Origin of the sequence: Bacillus sp. 95MFCvi2.1 (genome assembly GCF_000374965.1) — a bacterium.
GTDB classification, from domain to species: Bacteria; Bacillota; Bacilli; order Bacillales; family Bacillaceae_G; genus Bacillus_A; species Bacillus_A pseudomycoides.
On the sequence record NZ_KB895696.1, the window covers coordinates 20781 to 38538 of the forward strand.

Annotated in this window: 19 protein-coding genes; 13 read left to right on the top strand and 6 right to left on the bottom strand. The window is 35.6% G+C overall.

Annotated elements, in window-relative coordinates:
• The first annotated feature begins 97 nt into the window (after nucleotides 1-97).
• The 3 genes from tpx (at nucleotide 98) to C568_RS0111545 (ending at nucleotide 3418) form a co-directional block, all read left to right on the top strand.
• The gene (tpx, locus tag C568_RS0111535; protein WP_003201032.1) at nucleotides 98-598 is read left to right on the top strand and encodes a thiol peroxidase; all 501 of its coding nucleotides are present in this window, start codon (nucleotides 98-100) and stop codon (nucleotides 596-598) included.
• Between the two features lie 343 nt (nucleotides 599-941).
• A complete protein-coding gene (locus C568_RS0111540) occupies nucleotides 942-1931 on the top strand; it encodes a class I SAM-dependent methyltransferase (protein WP_018781599.1) in 990 nt (329 codons plus the stop codon).
• Between the two features lie 293 nt (nucleotides 1932-2224).
• Entirely contained in the window at nucleotides 2225-3418 is a 1194-nt protein-coding gene (locus C568_RS0111545; protein WP_018764497.1) for an acetate kinase, read from the top strand.
• Between the two features lie 22 nt (nucleotides 3419-3440).
• On the opposite strand, the gene C568_RS0111550 is transcribed toward C568_RS0111545, so the two are convergent.
• Nucleotides 3441-3878, bottom strand: coding sequence for an NUDIX hydrolase (locus C568_RS0111550; protein ID WP_018781600.1), 438 nt, complete (start codon nucleotides 3876-3878; stop codon nucleotides 3441-3443).
• Between the two features lie 137 nt (nucleotides 3879-4015).
• Between C568_RS0111550 and C568_RS0111555 the strand changes: the two genes are divergently transcribed.
• Nucleotides 4016-4849, top strand: a complete 834-nt coding sequence (locus C568_RS0111555; protein ID WP_018781601.1) for an EcsC family protein — start codon at nucleotides 4016-4018, stop codon at nucleotides 4847-4849.
• Nucleotides 4850-4878: 29 nt separating this feature from the next.
• On the opposite strand, the gene C568_RS0111560 is transcribed toward C568_RS0111555, so the two are convergent.
• Entirely contained in the window at nucleotides 4879-5529 is a 651-nt protein-coding gene (locus C568_RS0111560; RefSeq protein ID WP_018781602.1) for a YitT family protein, read from the bottom strand.
• Between the two features lie 905 nt (nucleotides 5530-6434).
• On the opposite strand from C568_RS0111560, the gene C568_RS0111570 reads away from it, so the two are divergent.
• The 4 genes from C568_RS0111570 (at nucleotide 6435) to C568_RS0111585 (ending at nucleotide 9737) form a co-directional block, all read left to right on the top strand.
• Complete coding sequence (locus C568_RS0111570) at nucleotides 6435-6629, top strand: hypothetical protein (protein WP_006096140.1); 195 nt, start codon at nucleotides 6435-6437, stop codon at nucleotides 6627-6629.
• A 271-nt stretch (nucleotides 6630-6900) separates the two neighbouring features.
• On the top strand, nucleotides 6901-7527 hold the full coding sequence (locus C568_RS0111575; protein WP_018781604.1) for a DUF4247 domain-containing protein: 627 nt from the start codon (nucleotides 6901-6903) through the stop codon (nucleotides 7525-7527).
• A 13-nt stretch (nucleotides 7528-7540) separates the two neighbouring features.
• A complete protein-coding gene (locus C568_RS0111580) occupies nucleotides 7541-7954 on the top strand; it encodes a DUF350 domain-containing protein (RefSeq protein ID WP_006096142.1) in 414 nt (137 codons plus the stop codon).
• 235 nt (nucleotides 7955-8189) lie between these two features.
• The gene (locus tag C568_RS0111585; RefSeq protein WP_003201050.1) at nucleotides 8190-9737 is read left to right on the top strand and encodes a polyamine aminopropyltransferase; all 1548 of its coding nucleotides are present in this window, start codon (nucleotides 8190-8192) and stop codon (nucleotides 9735-9737) included.
• Nucleotides 9738-9775: 38 nt separating this feature from the next.
• Here the strand turns inward: C568_RS0111585 and C568_RS0111590 are convergent, their stop codons facing one another.
• The gene (locus C568_RS0111590) at nucleotides 9776-10093 is read right to left on the bottom strand and encodes a radical SAM protein (RefSeq protein ID WP_018781605.1); all 318 of its coding nucleotides are present in this window, start codon (nucleotides 10091-10093) and stop codon (nucleotides 9776-9778) included.
• Between the two features lie 167 nt (nucleotides 10094-10260).
• Between C568_RS0111590 and C568_RS0111595 the strand changes: the two genes are divergently transcribed.
• From C568_RS0111595 to C568_RS35330, 3 genes are all read left to right on the top strand, one after another.
• Nucleotides 10261-11466 carry an argininosuccinate synthase gene (locus tag C568_RS0111595; RefSeq protein WP_018781606.1) on the top strand — a complete coding sequence of 402 codons (1206 nt, stop codon included), beginning with the start codon at nucleotides 10261-10263 and terminating at the stop codon, nucleotides 11464-11466.
• Nucleotides 11463-12851, top strand: a complete 1389-nt coding sequence (argH, locus tag C568_RS0111600; protein WP_018781607.1) for an argininosuccinate lyase — start codon at nucleotides 11463-11465, stop codon at nucleotides 12849-12851. Before C568_RS0111595 ends, argH begins: the two co-directional genes overlap by 4 nt.
• Nucleotides 12852-13067: 216 nt before the next feature.
• On the top strand, nucleotides 13068-14651 hold the full coding sequence (locus C568_RS35330) for a serine hydrolase domain-containing protein (protein ID WP_018781608.1): 1584 nt from the start codon (nucleotides 13068-13070) through the stop codon (nucleotides 14649-14651).
• Between the two features lie 50 nt (nucleotides 14652-14701).
• On the opposite strand, the gene C568_RS0111610 is transcribed toward C568_RS35330, so the two are convergent.
• Nucleotides 14702-15271 carry a DinB family protein gene (locus C568_RS0111610; RefSeq protein ID WP_018781609.1) on the bottom strand — a complete coding sequence of 190 codons (570 nt, stop codon included), beginning with the start codon at nucleotides 15269-15271 and terminating at the stop codon, nucleotides 14702-14704.
• Between the two features lie 433 nt (nucleotides 15272-15704).
• Here C568_RS0111610 and C568_RS0111615 point away from each other — a divergent pair, with 433 nt between their 5' ends.
• Nucleotides 15705-16046, top strand: a complete 342-nt coding sequence (locus C568_RS0111615; protein ID WP_003201064.1) for a zinc ribbon domain-containing protein YjdM — start codon at nucleotides 15705-15707, stop codon at nucleotides 16044-16046.
• A 135-nt stretch (nucleotides 16047-16181) separates the two neighbouring features.
• Here the strand turns inward: C568_RS0111615 and C568_RS0111620 are convergent, their stop codons facing one another.
• Nucleotides 16182-16361, bottom strand: coding sequence for a hypothetical protein (locus C568_RS0111620; protein WP_000502255.1), 180 nt, complete (start codon nucleotides 16359-16361; stop codon nucleotides 16182-16184).
• Between the two features lie 340 nt (nucleotides 16362-16701).
• On the opposite strand from C568_RS0111620, the gene C568_RS0111625 reads away from it, so the two are divergent.
• Complete coding sequence (locus tag C568_RS0111625) at nucleotides 16702-17172, top strand: hypothetical protein (RefSeq protein WP_231398708.1); 471 nt, start codon at nucleotides 16702-16704, stop codon at nucleotides 17170-17172.
• Nucleotides 17173-17215: 43 nt separating this feature from the next.
• Here C568_RS0111625 and C568_RS0111630 read toward each other — a convergent pair whose 3' ends face one another.
• On the bottom strand, nucleotides 17216-17674 hold the full coding sequence (locus tag C568_RS0111630) for a universal stress protein (protein ID WP_003201067.1): 459 nt from the start codon (nucleotides 17672-17674) through the stop codon (nucleotides 17216-17218).
• Nucleotides 17675-17758 lie beyond the last annotated feature (84 nt).

A 17758-nucleotide genomic window follows, 5' to 3' on the forward strand; every position in this document is an offset into this window, starting at 1 on the left:
TTTTTTTGTAAATAAAGCGATTTTGTTTGCATTCTGTATAGGGACAAACTATCATTTACAGTGTACATATTTTGTTTAAATAAGGGAGGATTTTCAAGTGGCAAACGTAACTTTTAAAGGTAACCCAATCACTTTAGTTGGAACAGAAGTTAAAGTTGGCGATCAAGCGCCAAACTTCCAAGTATTAGCAAATGACTTATCTCCAGTAAGTTTAGAAACATACAAAGGTGAAGTAAAATTAATTAGTGTTGTACCATCTATCGATACAGGTGTATGCGATGCACAAACTCGTCGTTTTAACCAAGATGCAGCTGGTATTGAGAACGCAAAAGTACTAACAATTAGTGTGGACTTACCATTCGCTCAAAAACGCTGGTGTGCAGCAAACGGCTTAGAAAACGTAGCAACACTTTCTGATCACCGTGACCTTTCATTCGGTGAAGCTTACGGCGTAGTAATGAAAGAGCTTCGTTTACTTGCTCGTGCAGTATTCGTAGTAGACAGCAACGACAAAGTAGTTTACGTAGAATACGTAAGTGAAGGTACGAGCCATCCAAATTATGAAGCAGCATTAGAAGCAGCAAAAGCTGCGAAGTAATGAAGACGATCTCTTATAGAGGTCGTTTTTTCTTGTCAGGCGTGTTGTATATTGTCGAACTGTCGATATATTTGAAAAAGCGTCGATATAATTTAGCGGTCTCATGACATAGAGGCTGCTTTTTCTTTTGGGAAAAAATTAGATTACCCCGCATTAACGGGCAGTAAATCTCCTACTTTAAGGTGCAGTAACACAAAGAAGCTAGTTGGGAGATAAACTGCCCGTAAATGCCCGATTGGTGAGGGCTAATAATCAGTGGGGATGAAGAAACCTCCCCACTGATTAAAGTTTCACTTTATGGTATGATATAAGTTATGTGTAATTGACAGAAGGAGGAGTGTATGTGAGTCAGACAGTAGAAACATTATTTTCTATTTTTGATTCTTCTACCGTAATTTTACGTAAAGAATTAGATGTAACATATTTAGAAGCGCTTGTGGAAACAGGGGATAACCTGTTTGAAGGAGCGGTTCTGCAAGAGGGATTATCTGAATCAACAATTGAACGGTTGAATCGTGAATATAGTAAGTTTAATGAAGAAAAATATAAAAGCGAGGAACTTCGCAAAGCATTTCAGCTTGCCATTTTAAAAGGAATGAAAGATGGCATACAAGCCAATCATGAAATGACGCCTGATGCAGTTGGGATGTTTATGAACTACTTGTTCCAGAAATTTATGAAGGGTCAAAAAGAAATCACGGTGTTAGATCCTGCTATTGGAACAGGAAACTTAATGACAACAATCTTTAATGGTGCTCAAGAAGGGACAACGATAAGTGGATTTGGTGTAGAAGTGGATGACTTACTCGTTAGACTTGCTTTAGTGAATGCAAATTTACAAAAGCAAGCAATTGAGTTCTTTAATCAAGATGGGTTAGCGCCGCTATATATTGATCCAGTTGATGTGGTTGTTTGTGATTTACCAATCGGGTTTTATCCAAACGAAATCGGTGCAAGTGAATATACTTTAAAAGCAGATGAAGGAATGTCTTATGCACACCATCTTTTTATTGAACAAAGTGTAAAACATACAAAAGAAGGTGGCTATTTATTCTTCTTAGTACCAAACTTCATCTTTGAAAGTGATCAAGCACCAAAACTACATGCTTTTATTAAAGAAACAAGCTATATTCAAGGATTATTACAGCTTCCTGTTTCCATGTTTAAAAACGAGAAAAATGCAAAAAGTATATTTGTTCTCCAAAAGAAAGGTCCAAATGTAGTGATGCCAAAACAAGCGTTATTAGTGGAATTACCTAAATTTTCCAATATGAAAGCAATGGAGAATATGATGGCTCAATTGAACAGTTGGTTTGCAACTCATAAATCGTAATGTGTGTAACAGAATTATTCTTAGATATAGTACAGTTTTGTATTGTGCGTAATAATTTTAAATATATACAAGATAAAACTGAATTTTTTTGAAATCTGTAATATATATTTTTTCTTGGTGTTACAATTTTTTCACTTGAAATATATGTCGTACGATGTTTAAATTAAATTCGTGAGTATAAAATTTACTGGGGATGAAACGTTTTCATCTTTGGTACATTTAATCAGATAAAATCGAGCGGTTTGTGGTCTTATCCACACAACTACCAAGAGAAAAAAGGGGCGAAAGACTAGATGTCAAAAATCATCGCGATTAATGCAGGAAGCTCTTCCTTGAAATTCCAATTATTTGAAATGCCAAGTGAAACAGTACTAACAAAAGGTTTAGTAGAACGTATCGGTTTAGAAGATAGTATCTTTACAATTACTGTGAACGGTGAAAAACAAACAGAAGTAACAAGTATACCAGATCATGGAGTAGCAGTTAATATATTACTTAACAAATTAACTGAAAACGGAATCGTAAAATCTCTTGATGAGATTAGCGGTATCGGTCACCGCGTTGTACACGGCGGTGAAAAATTTGATGATTCTGCTTTAATTACTGACGAAGTATTAGCGGAAATTGAAAATTTAAGCGAATTAGCACCACTTCATAATCCAGCACACGTTGTTGGTATTAAAGCGTTCCAAGCAGTACTTCCGAACGTACCAGCAGTTGCAGTATTCGATACAGCATTCCATCAAACAATGCCGGAAGAATCTTTCTTATACAGCTTACCATATGAATACTATGAGAAATACGGCATCCGTAAATACGGTTTCCATGGAACTTCTCATAAATATGTAACACAGCGTGCAGCTGAATTATTAGGTCGTCCACTTGAAAGCTTACGTTTACTTTCGTGCCACTTAGGTAACGGTGCAAGTATTGCAGCTGTAGAAGGTGGAAAATCTATTGATACTTCTATGGGCTTCACTCCACTTGCTGGTGTAACAATGGGTACACGTTCTGGTAACCTTGACCCTGCGTTAATTCCATACATCATGCAAAAAACAGGACAATCTGTAGAAGAAGTTCTGAACGTATTAAACAAGAAAAGTGGTATGCTAGGCCTTTCTGGATTCTCTAGTGACTTACGTGACATCGAACAAGCAGAAAAAGAAGGAAACCACCGTGCAGAAGTAGCGTTAGATGTATTCGTAGAGCGTATTCATAAATATATCGGTTCTTATGCAGCTCGTATGAAAGGTGTAGACGCAATCATCTTTACAGCTGGTATTGGAGAAAACAGTACTCTAATTCGTGAGCGTGTATTAGAAGGCCTTGAGTTTATGGGAGTATACTTCGATCCAAAACGTAACAACATTCATGGCGAAGAAGCATTCATCAGCTTCCCACACTCTCCAGTAAAAATTATCGTAATTCCAACTGACGAAGAAGTTATGATTGCTCGTGACGTATTACGTCTTGGAAACCTTGGTTAATATATGTAAAAAAGACGGGATCCTATAGGATTCCGTCTTTTCTTTTTGTGGCAACAAATTTCGTTAGTCCATTTGGATACAATACTTTTTCTTGATTCAGAAATGTTGTAATCGGAATCCACGTCGCATATGTATGGGGTTCTCCGTTTATAATAGGAATTGTTTTGATCTCATAAAGCGACGTATCTACAAAATGAAGAGAATACAATTGAATGATCTCATGGCCGATTTCTTCGTTTGCGTAAAAGATATTTTCAAGACATACTAAGTAAGTTGTAATTTCTACTTGTTCATTAAGTTCTTCCTTAAATTCACGAATCACTGTTTCATCTGATTTCTCTCCAAATTCAATAGAACCGCCGAGTGGTCTGTAATACGCTTCACTTTCCGTAAGATACTCTTGAACGAGAATTCGTTCGTTGTGAAGTACAATTCCAAATGCCTTTGCGCGTGGGTACATATAGTAACCTCCCATGTACTGGATAAATATAGTAACCTCCCATGTACTGGATAAATATATGTTTAGCTTATCAGATTTACAAAGAAAAACCGGAAATATGTTACAATAGAAAAAAATTGAGCGAGGTGGTTGTTACGATGCGATCAAAGCGAGAACAAGCCATTGTACAAGATATTAAAAATTGGGAAAGGAAATTATTAGAACAGGAGCCTACCGATTTTCAAAAGGTATTTGATAAGTGGTTGCATAGTACTGTTGCAAAGTTTCCTGAGAAAAAGCGAAAAGAGCTTTTTGCGAAAGTAGACGGATGGTTATTCCATCTCCATGCATTGATTCAAAGTTCACAATCACAGCTTGATGCAAGAAATCGTATTTTAGGAACAGCACGGTTGTTTGATGAATCGGTTGAACAGCTAGAAGAATTGAAAGCATTATCCATTGATCAATTAACATACATAGCAGAGCAGCAGACGGCGCGTCATCGTTTATATTCTTTCGTACAGGGAGGCACAACCGGAGTAGGTGGTTTGTTATTATTAACAGCTGACTTTCCTGTTATGATTGCATTAAATGTAAAGGCGGTTCAGCTTATTGCAACATCGTTTGGTCATGATGTGAACAAGCCTTATGAAATGATGCTCGCTTTAAAGGTATTCCATGCGGCATTGTTACCAACAAGGCTCCAGCAATATGCTTGGTATAACTTACTTCAAGAACTAGAACAAGAAGATTCGTTCTTTTATGAAGGGGAAGAAGAAGTATTAAAACCAGCTTCTACAGAAGTTGTGTTAAAACAAATTTTGAAGACTTTTTCTATTTATGCGCTTCGCCATAAACTATTTCAAGGCATTCCTGTGTTAGGAATTGCAATTGGTTCTACGGTGAATTATCGTTTAACACGGAATGTAACAGAGTTTGCAAACAGGTTTTATCAAGTGCGTTACATAGTAGAAAAAGAAAAAAGAGCATAAAAAAGCGAGAGGCCGGAGCCTTTCGCTTTTTAGTTTGTTGCATGTTGTTTTGACATTGGAATAGATACTGTTTTCTTTTCTTTTGCTGGATAATAAATTAAATCGAGCGTCTTTGCCTGTAGGGCAATTGAAAGAATAGTAAAAGCAATTTCTGTCCAAGTTAAATAATATAATGAAAGTGCAAGCACGATCGCATCAAAGACGAAGAAAATCTGACCAATTGTAAAGCGAGTTTTTTTACTTAGTACAATTGTTAAAATATCGTCACCGCCGGTTGCACCACCAAATCGCAATATAAAACCGAGTCCAATACCAGCTAGCACACCGCCCAATACTGCGGCTATCCATAAATGATTTGATAAATCTACCGTGAATGGAGAATAGTTTTCCATTAAAGAATAAAACACTCCGAATGAAATTGAACCCATAAATGAATAACCAACCATCTTTTTACCTAAAAATGTAGCGCATAGTAAAATGATCGGGATATCCATCAATACAGTTGAAATTGACGGTGAAATATCAAAAAAGTTTTGTATAAATAGCGCGATTCCTACAAAGCCACCTTCTGTTAAGTGGTTTTGAAAATGAATGTGATATAGTGCTGCAGATAGGATAAATGAACCGATTAAAACCATAAAAATTTCTTTAATAATTTGTCGACTTTGGATGTTCCTCATCGTTATTCCTTCTTTCCGTAGTTAGTAGTTCTTTTCGTCTTGTAAACTAACTACGAGCCTTATAGCTTTCAGTTAGTTTACATCAAACTAACTACGCTATATATCGCTGAAGAAATAACGAATAATCCTCTCGTCCATCAATTCTCCCTACTTTCGTTTTAGTTTAAGCCTAAAAACGACTAAACAAAACGTGGAGTAGGATTTGTTATTTAGCAATCCTGCCCTCTTCTTTGTTTTGTTTAGCAATGATCAATGCGACTTAAACAAAACGCTATGTGTAAGAAGAGTCTTTTCGTTGCCAAATTATCCTTCGGGCAATCATAATTTCCCCACTCTCGTATTTTTTTCGCTAGACTAAAGGATCTGAGCTGAAAAAGTACGCTACGTGTAAGATTCGTCAATTCGATGCCACATGCTCCTTCGAGCGATCATGATATCTAAATCCTTTCTGTAAAAGATTTTATATTATTATATCATACTTTCAAAAAATGTATGCGGATGGAAACCGACAATAACCGGAGAAAAACTACAGAATTTGTCGGTTTACAAGAAGCATGCTGTTATTCTTAAATGTTTTTGTAGGATAGTCCTAGTTGTTTAGAAATTGGAAAATGGTTCTAAGGGTTTGTCCAATAAGTGATGGAAAGAATCATTGAAGTTTAATCGTCCGTTTTTGGGGTATCATCTTTCTCTTTGAAGAAAGCATCCCAACTAATGACACTAAGAAGAGTTAAAATGATAATAAATAAAGCTTTCATAAGATTCTCCCTCCATTAGAGTAGTGTTTTTCTTACAAACTTTTTTCATTAGTATATGAAAAAGAGGACATGAAATGTGAATTTTTCACAAAAGTAAATCTTTATGAGATGATATTAATATAGATTGATGGGGGGGAAGAATATAGCATGTTCAAAGATATGTTTAAAAGAAAAGAATTGAAGTGTTCTGCTTGCCAGAGAAAGGTTCAATATGAAGAAGAACTTGTTGCTTTTATAAAGTTACCGAAAGAACGGAACTTGTTAGTTGGACCGTTTGATGTATGCTTGGCTAAATCAGCACAAGAAGTATATTGCAAAGCTTGTTATAAAGTGAAACTTTAATCAGTGGGAGGTTCTTCATCCCCCATTGATTATCAGCCCTCACCAATCGGGATTTTACGGGCAGTTCATCCCCCGCCTAACTTCTTTGCTTTTGCTGAATTTTGAGGTGGGGGTCTTACTGCCCGTTAATGCGGGATAAAAAATGAAATGAAACGTATTTCTCGTAAGCAGGAAGGATTTTTTGTAGCGATATCATATTTTAGTGGTTTTTCCTATATAACCCAATTATAATTGAAAACGTAATTTACTACAGGGGGTAATATCGTTCACAATGAAAAAAATTTTTTTGATTATCTCATCGTTACTATTAATTTTAACAGCTTGTAGTACAGATGGGTTTGTCTCATCTAACTATGAGCACATTGAAACAATGGAAAATGATTTAGGTGATAGTGCTCAGGTCTACACAGTGGAAAACAAAACTGTAAAAGAAGTGGCGCAAGAAATTATTGCTAATGAAAAGCCAAAGTATGTTTCGAAAGAAAGTGATACAGGAATGTTTATTCTGTATCCTCAAAGTTCCAATGAAGAATTTATCCAAATCACTCAGGATCCAATAAATTCAAATCATACAGTTGTTGAGGTAGCAAATGAAGATTTTGCTGAAAATAGTTATGATTTCTCTTTACTTGAAACAATGGGTGTATTAGGTGTTGCTGCTACGCTTTATGGTTGGAATAAAGCAGATTTTGATAATAAGAAAAAAAGAAGTGGTTACAGAGGATACGTAAGTGCTTTTAGCAATAATCCTGCTAATTTTCAAGAGGAAGAAGGCTCGAGTTCTTCAGGATCTGGCGGTAGAGGCTTTTCAGTGAACATTGAAAAAAAATCATCAGAGAGCGGCTCCATACGAAGCGGGAGTACAGTTCGTGGCGGTGGCCCAGGAACAGGGAAATAGGGGGATATGGTTTATGTTTAATGAAATTTTAGATGTACAAGAAGTATTACATACGCTTCTTTATTTTGTTGTTTTATTAGGTGTAACAATCATTTGTATGTTTATTTTTGAAATGATTACACCGTATAATGATCGGGAGCAGTTACTAAAAGGAAATAAAGCTGTTGCCATTCAGTTTTTTGGAAAAATAATAGGGATTACGTTAATTATGAAATCAGCTATTGCTACGAATGATTCTCTTCTTGGTGCGGCAATTTGGGGTGTTATTGGTTTTGTACTTATGCTAATTGGTTATTTTATCTTTGAGTTTCTCACTCCGCGCGTTCGTGTTGATAAAGAAATTGAAAGTGGAAATGTTGCGGTAGGAATTATCGCTGCAAGTATTTCCTTAGCAATAGCATTAATAACATCGGGAGCTATTTCGTAGAAGAACTTGCCAGCGCAGGTTCTTTTTTCTATGAAACAATGAAAATATATTTTATTCTGATTAAATGAAAAGAGTTTATCTCGTTTTATCGGACGGTAAGTATCTCACCTCAATATTCAGAGAGAGCGAGGAATATAGGTGGAAGATAACTGCCCGTTAAAGCCTGATTGGAGCGGACTTTCCATCAGCGGGGCCTTCACTGGTGGAAGTTCTACTTTATTAAAGGAGTGCAGGTATGACAGAAAAGGAAAAATCGATTCAGAAAAGAAGAATCTTCACTTCATCAGGGATTGTATCAATTTGTGGCATTGTATATCAGGTTTTATATGGAGCGGCAGGTGGATATTTGTTTGGGGATTCTACGCTTTTTTATTGTTTAACGATAGGGCTCTTTTTAAGTGGCATGGGTATTGGAGCGATGCATAGTGAAAAATTTCATCGTCACTTATTATCGACGTTTATTGTAACAGAATACCTTATTGCCATTATTGGTGGATTTTCTATTTTTATGGTTTTCTTTATGCAAGCTCACTTTGGTGACGGGACAGCTAAAATTATCTTATATTCCATTATTGTTGTCACAGGTTATTTAACTGGTTTAGAATTACCGCTTTTAATTCGGAAATCAGAAGAAATTAATGCTGATTTAAAGGAATCTACTGCAAAAGTGCTTTTCTTTGATTATGCGGGCAGTTTAATCGGAACCGTGACGTTTGCTTTATTATTGAGACCAATGTTAGGTCTTATTAAGACAGCCTTTTTCATTGCGCTCATCAATATCCTTGTTGCGGTATGGTTAAGCTTTGTCTTTAAAAAAGAAATGAATCATGTTTACTTACGAGTTACTGGCATGATTTTAACGATTATAATAGCACTTGGTTTTCTGTTTGGAGAAAGATATGCGTATACATTAGAAAATAAGTTATATCGAGATCCGGTTGTATTAAAAAAGCAAACAAAATATCAAAAAATTATTATGACGAAAGGCCCTGGAGATGTACGGTTATACCAAAACGGACAGCTGCAATTCTCAGAGGCTGATGAACATAGATACCATGAAGCTTTAGTACATATTCCGATGTCTCTCGCTCCTAAAAAACAAAATGTTTTAGTATTAGGCGGGGGAGATGGTTTAGCGACGAGAGAGATTTTAAAATACAAAGAGGTAAAAAGAATTACTTTAGTTGATTTAGATCCAGAGATGATTAAGCTAGCTAAAGAAAATCCTCATTTACTACGATTAAATCAAAATTCATTTCGTTCTAGCAAAATGAATTTTGTTAATGATGATGCATTCAACTTTTTAAAACAAACGAATGATTTTTATGATGTAATCATCATTGATTTACCCGATCCCAATAATGAGGCACTGAATAAACTTTACACATGGGAATTTTACAGTCTTGTTAGAAATCATTTATCTCAGGAAGGATTTGTTTCCATCCAATCTACGTCACCAGTATTTGCAACAGAAGCTTTTTGGACAATTAGTAAGACAGTAAAATCTACAGGACTATATGCAAAAAATTATCATTTAGATATCCCTTCATTTGGAAATTGGGGATTTACAATTGCGTCTAGAGAACAATTTAAAATAAATAGTATGAAGCTTACTGTAGATACGGAATATTTGGCAGAAGAAATGATTCCATCTCTATTTCAATTTGGGAAAGATGAAGATGAGATAATCACAAAGAATGGGGAGGTAATTGAATTACCGGTTAACCGTTTGAATGAGCCCAATTTATTAGACCTATATGAAAAGGGATGGAATTACTATTAAAAAAGCATCTATTTGTAGATGCTTTTTTATTTGGCTTATTATTGATGCGCTTTCCCCTCAGATACATTTTGAGTAAGGCGATACCAAAGCCATAAATCGTTAATGATGGAGGCGAGATCAGCAATTTCAGAATTGAGGCTACAGGAAATTTCAAAGTTTTCTTCGTTATTTAAACGATGTTGTTTTTGATTAATATGATATTCAAGTTTTTTTATACGATCAGGTATTTTTCCGCGAATTTGTTCCCACTTTAATAAAATAGCATGCTGCATTTTTTCAGGGATATCTTCCCATTCTTCTTGTAGTTCAGGTACTTCTATTCCTAGGTGTTCATCGTATATAAAATATTGTTCCATATAGACACCCCCATTTTCTGTTTCCATTGTACCGAAAAAAAGAAAGAAGTTCGACGGAATTGTTAGAATTTTTTTTGCTAATATCCCTTGATTCATTTTGTAAAAGGTGTTAAAGTTTGAATTAATATTAACAATAATGAATATTTATTCTTTAGGGGGATATGAAAATGGAGAAGAAAAAAGTTGTTCTAGCATATTCCGGAGGTCTTGATACTTCCGTTGCAATTAAATGGTTACAAGAGAAAAATTATGATATCATTGCACTTTGTTTAGATTTAGGGGAAGGTAAAGATTTAGAGTTTGTAAAAGAAAAAGCACTTTCAGTAGGTGCAATTAAATCTTATATGATTGATGTGCAAGAAGAATTTGCGAATGAATATGCATTGATGGCTCTGCAAGGTCATACGTTATACGAAGGAAAATATCCACTTGTTTCGGCATTATCGCGTCCATTAATTGCAAAAAAACTAGTAGAAATTGCGGAGCAAGAAGGAGCAAGTGCTGTTGCACATGGATGTACAGGAAAAGGGAACGACCAAGTTCGTTTTGAAGTTTCTATTCAAGCATTAAATCCGTATTTAGAAGTGATTGCGCCGGTACGTGAATGGAAATGGTCACGTGAAGAAGAAATTGCGTATGCAAAAGAAAATGATGTACCAATTCCAATCAATTTAGATAGTCCGTTTTCCATTGACCAAAACTTATGGGGACGTAGTAATGAATGTGGAATTTTAGAAGATCCATGGGCAGCACCTCCAGAAGATGCATATGAAATGACATTAGCATTAGAAGATACACCGAATAAACCAGAGTTTGTGGAAATTGGATTTGAATCAGGGGTACCAACAACATTAAACGGCACTTCTTATTCACTTTCAGAACTTATCAAAACGTTAAATTCGCTTGCTGGAAAACACGGTGTTGGACGTATCGACCATGTAGAAAATCGTCTTGTTGGGATTAAATCACGTGAAGTGTATGAATGCCCAGCGGCAATGACATTACTTACAGCGCATAAAGAATTAGAAGATTTAACACTTGTAAAAGAAGTCGCTCATTTTAAACCGATGATTGAACAAAAATTAACAGAATTAATTTATAACGGTTTATGGTTCTCACCTTTAAAACAAGCACTTGCTGCTTTCTTACAAGAAACACAAAAATCCGTAACAGGCACAGTACGTGTGAAATTGTTTAAAGGTCATGCAATTGTAGAAGGACGTAAATCAGAATACTCTCTATATGATGAAAAATTAGCGACATATACAGTGGATGATGAATTTAACCATGATGCAGCAGTTGGCTTTATTTCTTTATTTGGTCTTCCAACAAAAGTATACAGCCAAGTGAATCAAAAGAAGGTGAAAGCGTGAGCAAACTTTGGGGAGGTCGCTTTACAGCAGAAGCAGAAGAATGGGTCGAGGAGTTTGGAGCTTCCATCTCCTTTGACCAGCAATTAGCGAATCAAGATATTGAAGGTAGTATTGCGCATATTACGATGCTGGCGAAACAGGGAATTGTAACAAAAGAAGAAGCAGAGAAAATAAAAGAAGGTTTACAACATTTACTAGATGAAGCAAAAGAAAATAAGCTTGCGTTTTCTGTCCAAGCTGAGGATATTCATTTAAATATTGAAAAGATGTTAATTGAAAAAATCGGTGAAGTAGGAGGCAAGCTTCATACAGGCCGAAGTCGTAACGATCAAGTTGCTACAGATATGCACTTATATTTAAAGGAAAAAGTGCAGGCCATCATAAAGGCTGCGAAGAAGTTGCAGAAGGTTCTTGTTCATCAAGCAGAAGAGAATATTGAAACGATTATGCCGGGATATACACATTTACAACGTGCACAGCCAATTTCGTTCGCTCATCATGTACTTGCATATTTTTGGATGTTAGAGCGCGATGTAAATCGTTATGAGGATTCACTGGGGCGTATTAATATTTCTCCGCTTGGCGCAGGTGCTCTTGCAGGGACGACATTTCCGATTGACCGTGCGTATAGTGCGGAGCTTCTCGGCTTTGAAGGAATCTATGAAAATAGCTTAGATGCGGTAAGTGACCGTGATTTCATATTAGAGTTTCTTAGCAATTCATCCATATTAATGATGCATTTATCTCGCTTTTGTGAAGAACTCATTTTATGGAGCAGTCAGGAGTTTCAATTTATTGAAATGAGCGATCAATATGCAACAGGAAGCAGCATTATGCCGCAAAAGAAAAATCCTGATATGGCTGAACTTATTCGTGGTAAAACAGGAAGAGTATACGGCAACCTATTTAGTTTATTAACGGTAATGAAAGGTTTACCGCTTGCTTATAATAAAGATTTGCAAGAGGATAAAGAAGGAATGTTTGATACGGTGAAGACAGTGGAAGGCTGCCTGCACATTATGGCTGGTATGCTAGAAACAATGACTGTAAATAAAGAAAAAATGGGGCAAGCCGTGAAACAAGACTTCTCTAATGCAACAGAAATTGCTGATTACTTAGCAAGCAAAGGGCTTCCATTCCGTCAGGCACATGAAATTGTCGGAAAGCTTGTTCTTCATTGCACACAAAAAGGAATTTATTTATTAGATGTACCGCTAGAAACATATCAAGAGATGAGTCCGTTATTTGAAGAGGATTTATATGAAGTTCTTTCTTCTTATGCAGCAGTGAAACGTCGTAATAGTGCAGGTGGGACAGGGTTCGAACAAATTCAAAAAGCGCTGGAAAAAGCGAAGGTGCTAGTGGGAGAGACCGTGAATTTATAAGGATGAGAGGATACTAAGTTCCATACAGGAGCCAAGTATCCTCTTTTTTATTATGAGAAAAAATAATAAGTGTGTTAAAGGAAAAAGGAGTTTCGTAATCTTAGGTTGAAATTTGGATAGATGGAAAATTTAGTAATACAAGGAGCGTCCATTATGCCAACTTATTAAAGAGTTTACTTCAAAGGAAATTCAAAAAGAATAGAGAGGTAATACTCTATGTTATCTATAAAAGATATTGAATTACAGATAGAAGAACAAGTGCAGAATAAAGCAGTGCCAGGGTTTGCGCTATCAATCATAAATGAAACGGAAATTTTGTATGAAAAGGCATTCGGTTTCATGAACTGGGAAGAATCGAATCAGACGATTACGACCGACACATTGTTTCGTATTGGATCAGTTAGTAAAAGTTTAACGGGGACTTTAATAATGAAGCTCGTAGAAGAGGGGATTTTAGATTTAGATGTTCCAATTTGTACGTATATAGAAGAGTTTACCTTGCAGAATCAAGAGTACGCTCGCACCATAACTCTTCGTATGTTGCTAAGCCATACGGCGGGTTTACCTGATGGAGGAGATATAGAAGGACCTCGTGATCAGGCAGGATGGATATCTTATATAGAGGAAATTGTTCCGAATTTGAAACTAGTAACTCCACCTGGCGTCCTATATTCATATGGTAATCATGCTTATAATCTTGCGGGATATGTAGCTCAATCTGTGTGTGAAAAGCCGTTTGCAGAGCTAATGAAGGAATATGTATTTGATCCACTTGGAATGACCAGAACAATGTATGATCCGCTTGAAGCGATGACGTATCCTCTTGCTTTAGCTCATGAAAAAACAGAACAAGGCGATTGGAAGGTGCAACATAAGTTTGCGGAAAATGTAACAAATTATCCTTCCTTTTTTGGAATGTCCACTATAACAGATTTATCTCGTTTTGCTATGATGCATCTGAATAAAGGAGTTTTAAATGGAAAGACATTTTTAAATCGAGAAATAATAGAAGAAATGCATAAGAAGCAAGTCGATAACTACACTTTAAACGAGTTTGGTAGTTGTTTAGGCTTGATAGCTGAGAAAGAGCGCGGCATTGAAATGCTTTGGCATAGCGGAGCGATAAGCACTTATAAATGCTTTTTCGTGCTGTTCCCAGAGAAAAAGCTAGGATTTGTGACGATGGCGACGCAGGATTATGGGTGGAAAGTCATAGAAATGCTAATGGACAAATTCATAGGACCAATTGACGAACCTAAACTAAATCCTGTTCAAGTCGATTCAGTTTGCTGGAGAAACTATGAGGGGAATTATTTAGGTGCTAAAAGAGGATTTGTCAGTATAACAATTGAAGATGCTTCTCTTATGATGGAGTGGAATGGAGAGAAGCTAAGACTAGACCCTATTCGAAAGGAGTTCTATGTAGCACGTAATGAAGGAGAGACTATATCGGTAGGGTTTCGAGTAATAGATGAAGAAACAAAGTATGTTGTTGTAAATGGAAGTCCTTGTAAATGCACAAAATTGAAAAGAAAACATGTTCAAGCAGAAAAATGGAAGAAATATGAGGGGGTATATTCAGGAGGCATATTTGAGTTTAGCTTCTTAACAAAAGAAGATAAACCAGTGTTTGTAGATGAAGATCAGTACTATCCTTGTTTCCCTATCACCTCTTCCATATTTTATGCAGGAGAATACGGACTTCTTCGGTTTACAAAGAATTTAGATGAAACTTCAGTCTTATCTATTCAAGATGCCTGGCATTTGGAATATGTAGGAGAAGAAGTAAAGATAAAGTGAAACTTAAACTTAAATCAGTGGGGGATTCAGCCCTCACTGATTTAGTGCTTTTACACTTCTATACTACGTGCATGCATCGTTTTATAGATATTTTCAATGATTAAAAAATGATGGTTCTCATGTATCGCTAAAAGTTGAATGGCTTGAATTAGGTTTGGATACTTAGCGATTGGATCCAAAAATACAATGTGCCCCGCGATATTTTCTTCTATATTCTGAACGCATACTTCGATTGCATTTGTTTCGTTTACTAGCAATCGTTCTAGTTCTTTACCATCCATAGAATAATAGATTTTTTTTGATGGTACTAGAATCCAAGGAGCCTTCATTCCTTTACCGTTTTTTTCTTTGTATTCTGCATAGATGTCATGTATTTCAGTTGCAAACGGGGCATTTCTTCTGATCTTGGCATAGGGAAGAAGTGTCAAAGAAAACTTAATTGCAACTTTTAGCATTTTTGTAATTAAGTACAGGTGGTAGAGATGTTCCCCAATCGACCATTTCCCATTTTCATTTCGATGCCATAGTTCTTCTTGCGGAAGTGATTGTAGTTTAGGGAGAAATTGAGATCTTTGCTGATGTAATGTATGGAAATGTTTTGCGATACTTTCAGATTTCATTTATTAGACTCCTCCATTCTATTACGCGCCAAATCTTCAAGCGTATGAAAGGTGATGCTTCAGCGATACGGTGAGATGAATTTATGTATTCATTCTGATTTTCCTAATTATACCATTAGTGTGACTGTTTTGTGTTTCAGGAGGGGGAATTAATGCTAAAACAACTCTTCATATGAGGTCGTATATTTGAAAATCTACGTTAACCGTACCGACATAGGAGTAAGAAAAAGGAGAGCGCATGATACGATGTACTCTCCTTTTATTTTTTAGAAAACATGTTCATATAAAGCTGGCTTGTCAATCTGGAAATACTATGGCAGTATATAAGGAACATCCCTATTTCTTGTGAATTTCAATTTCGTAATTGTTATGTTTACGAGGATATAAGAAAGGGAATTGAAAGTAATTTTTATAATGGAGGAAATAAAAAAGTATGCAAAACTTACCAAACTGCCCGAAATGTAATTCAGAATATACTTATGAAGATGGAAGTCTTTTTGTTTGTCCAGAGTGTGCTCATGAGTGGGCTTTAGAATCAGAAACTGAAAACAGTGAAGGTAAAAAGGTTGTTAAAGATGCAAATGGAAATATTTTAAATGATGGTGATGCTGTAACAGTAATCAAAGACCTGAAAGTAAAAGGAACTTCATCAGTTATAAAAATAGGTACAAAAGTAAAAAGTATCCGTTTAGTTGATGGAGATCATGATATTGATTGCAAAATTGACGGTTTTGGAGCTATGAAATTAAAATCTGAATTTGTTAAAAAGGCATAAAGATAATCATATAAAAGTGATTGAAAAGACGTTCAGTAAGGTGATTTTGTCACGTAATGAATGTCTTTTTATTATGAAAAAAGAGGATATACGTTTGTATATCCTCTAATAAGTGTAATGTTATGTCATTTTTCCTTATTCATATTTATGTCTGTTTTCTGTAATACGAATATACTCAATATCCATCAAATCACGGAGGAGTGCACCATGGCTCAGCTCAACGCCATGTTTTTCTTTAAAATGCGAACAGATCGTATCGAGCATTTCCAGCTCTTCATCATTTACATCTAAAATAATTCGTTCGTGATCTCCCATGTAGTAGCCCTCGTTTCGTTTTTTCTTAGCGTAACCGAAATTTCCTTATTGTATAACAATACCTGTATTTTATATGTTAACATTTCGTTATTAGGACATTAAAAAAGAAGGGAAGATGAAGTTGTTTTATAGGTTTGTTATTATTTTATATACGGCTATTATACTTAAATATGCTTTTCCTGCCATTGTTACTTTACAATATATAAAACCTACGTATATCGCCCTATTTATTTTTTGTATACTTGTAATGGATTGTTGTATTTCACTCTGGATATATAGAAAAAAGCAGAAACAAAATGAACAAGAGAGGCAACGGACAAAGCGAAAAAAAACGTTTTGGATGATGACATATGTTTTTGTTTTTCCAATAGTCCTGAGTTTTGTAAGTGAACGTATAGCGGAAAAGGGATTCGATTTAAAGCTTGGAGCAACAATGTTTTTCTATTATTTCTTTTTTCACTTTATTCCTTATATGAGTGAAAAGAATGGGGAAGATGAGGATCCTTTTGAAAAAGATATAAAGGAACAAGAGGATAGAATAATAGAAGAAGAAATGGAGCAACTTGCTAAACAAAAATGGTATTTCAATTCAACACTTATCTTCATTCTTTGTTTGGTTACACCACCAATTGGTTATTTATATGTAGTTCTTTTACGAAAAAAAATGACATACTATGCGAAAATGAGTTATTTGACACTTGCAACCATTACAATGGGATTATGGGCAATGAAGTTTTTACCGTCATCCTTATATGCAATTGTCATAGTCTGTATAGCATGTTTTATATTTATTGGAAAATACATAAAATAAAAAAACACCAAGTCTGCATAAGACTTGGTGTTTTCGTTATTTATTAAATGTCACCTTGCTCTTCTTCACCACGAACAACAAGGACATCGCATTTTGCATAGCGAATAATATGTTCAGAGACGCTACCGATTAAGAATCGTTCTACAGCGTTTAAACCAGTTGCACCACACATAATTAAATCTACTTTTTGTTTTGGAGCAATTTCTTTTGAGATTTTAGATTTTGGATTACCGAATTCTAATACAGTTTCTACTTTTTCAAGGCCAGCTTCAGTTGCAGTCTTTTTGTAGTCTTCTAATAAATCTTCTGCAAAGAGATTTGCACGCTCAGCGATTGCGCGGCTATATGCCTCTACAGCAGAGTATGCTTTTACATCAACGATATGAGCGATTGTTAATATTGCGTTGTTGCGCTTTGCGACTTGAATTGCTTTTTTAAAGGCTTTTTCTGCTTCTTTGGAACCGTCCACTGCAATTAAAATATTTGTATATGTATTATTCATAGTAGATTCCTCCCAATTCGTTTTTATAAGCTTTTACAACTTAATTATAAAACAAAATATGGTAACGTGCTTGCCAGAAACGTT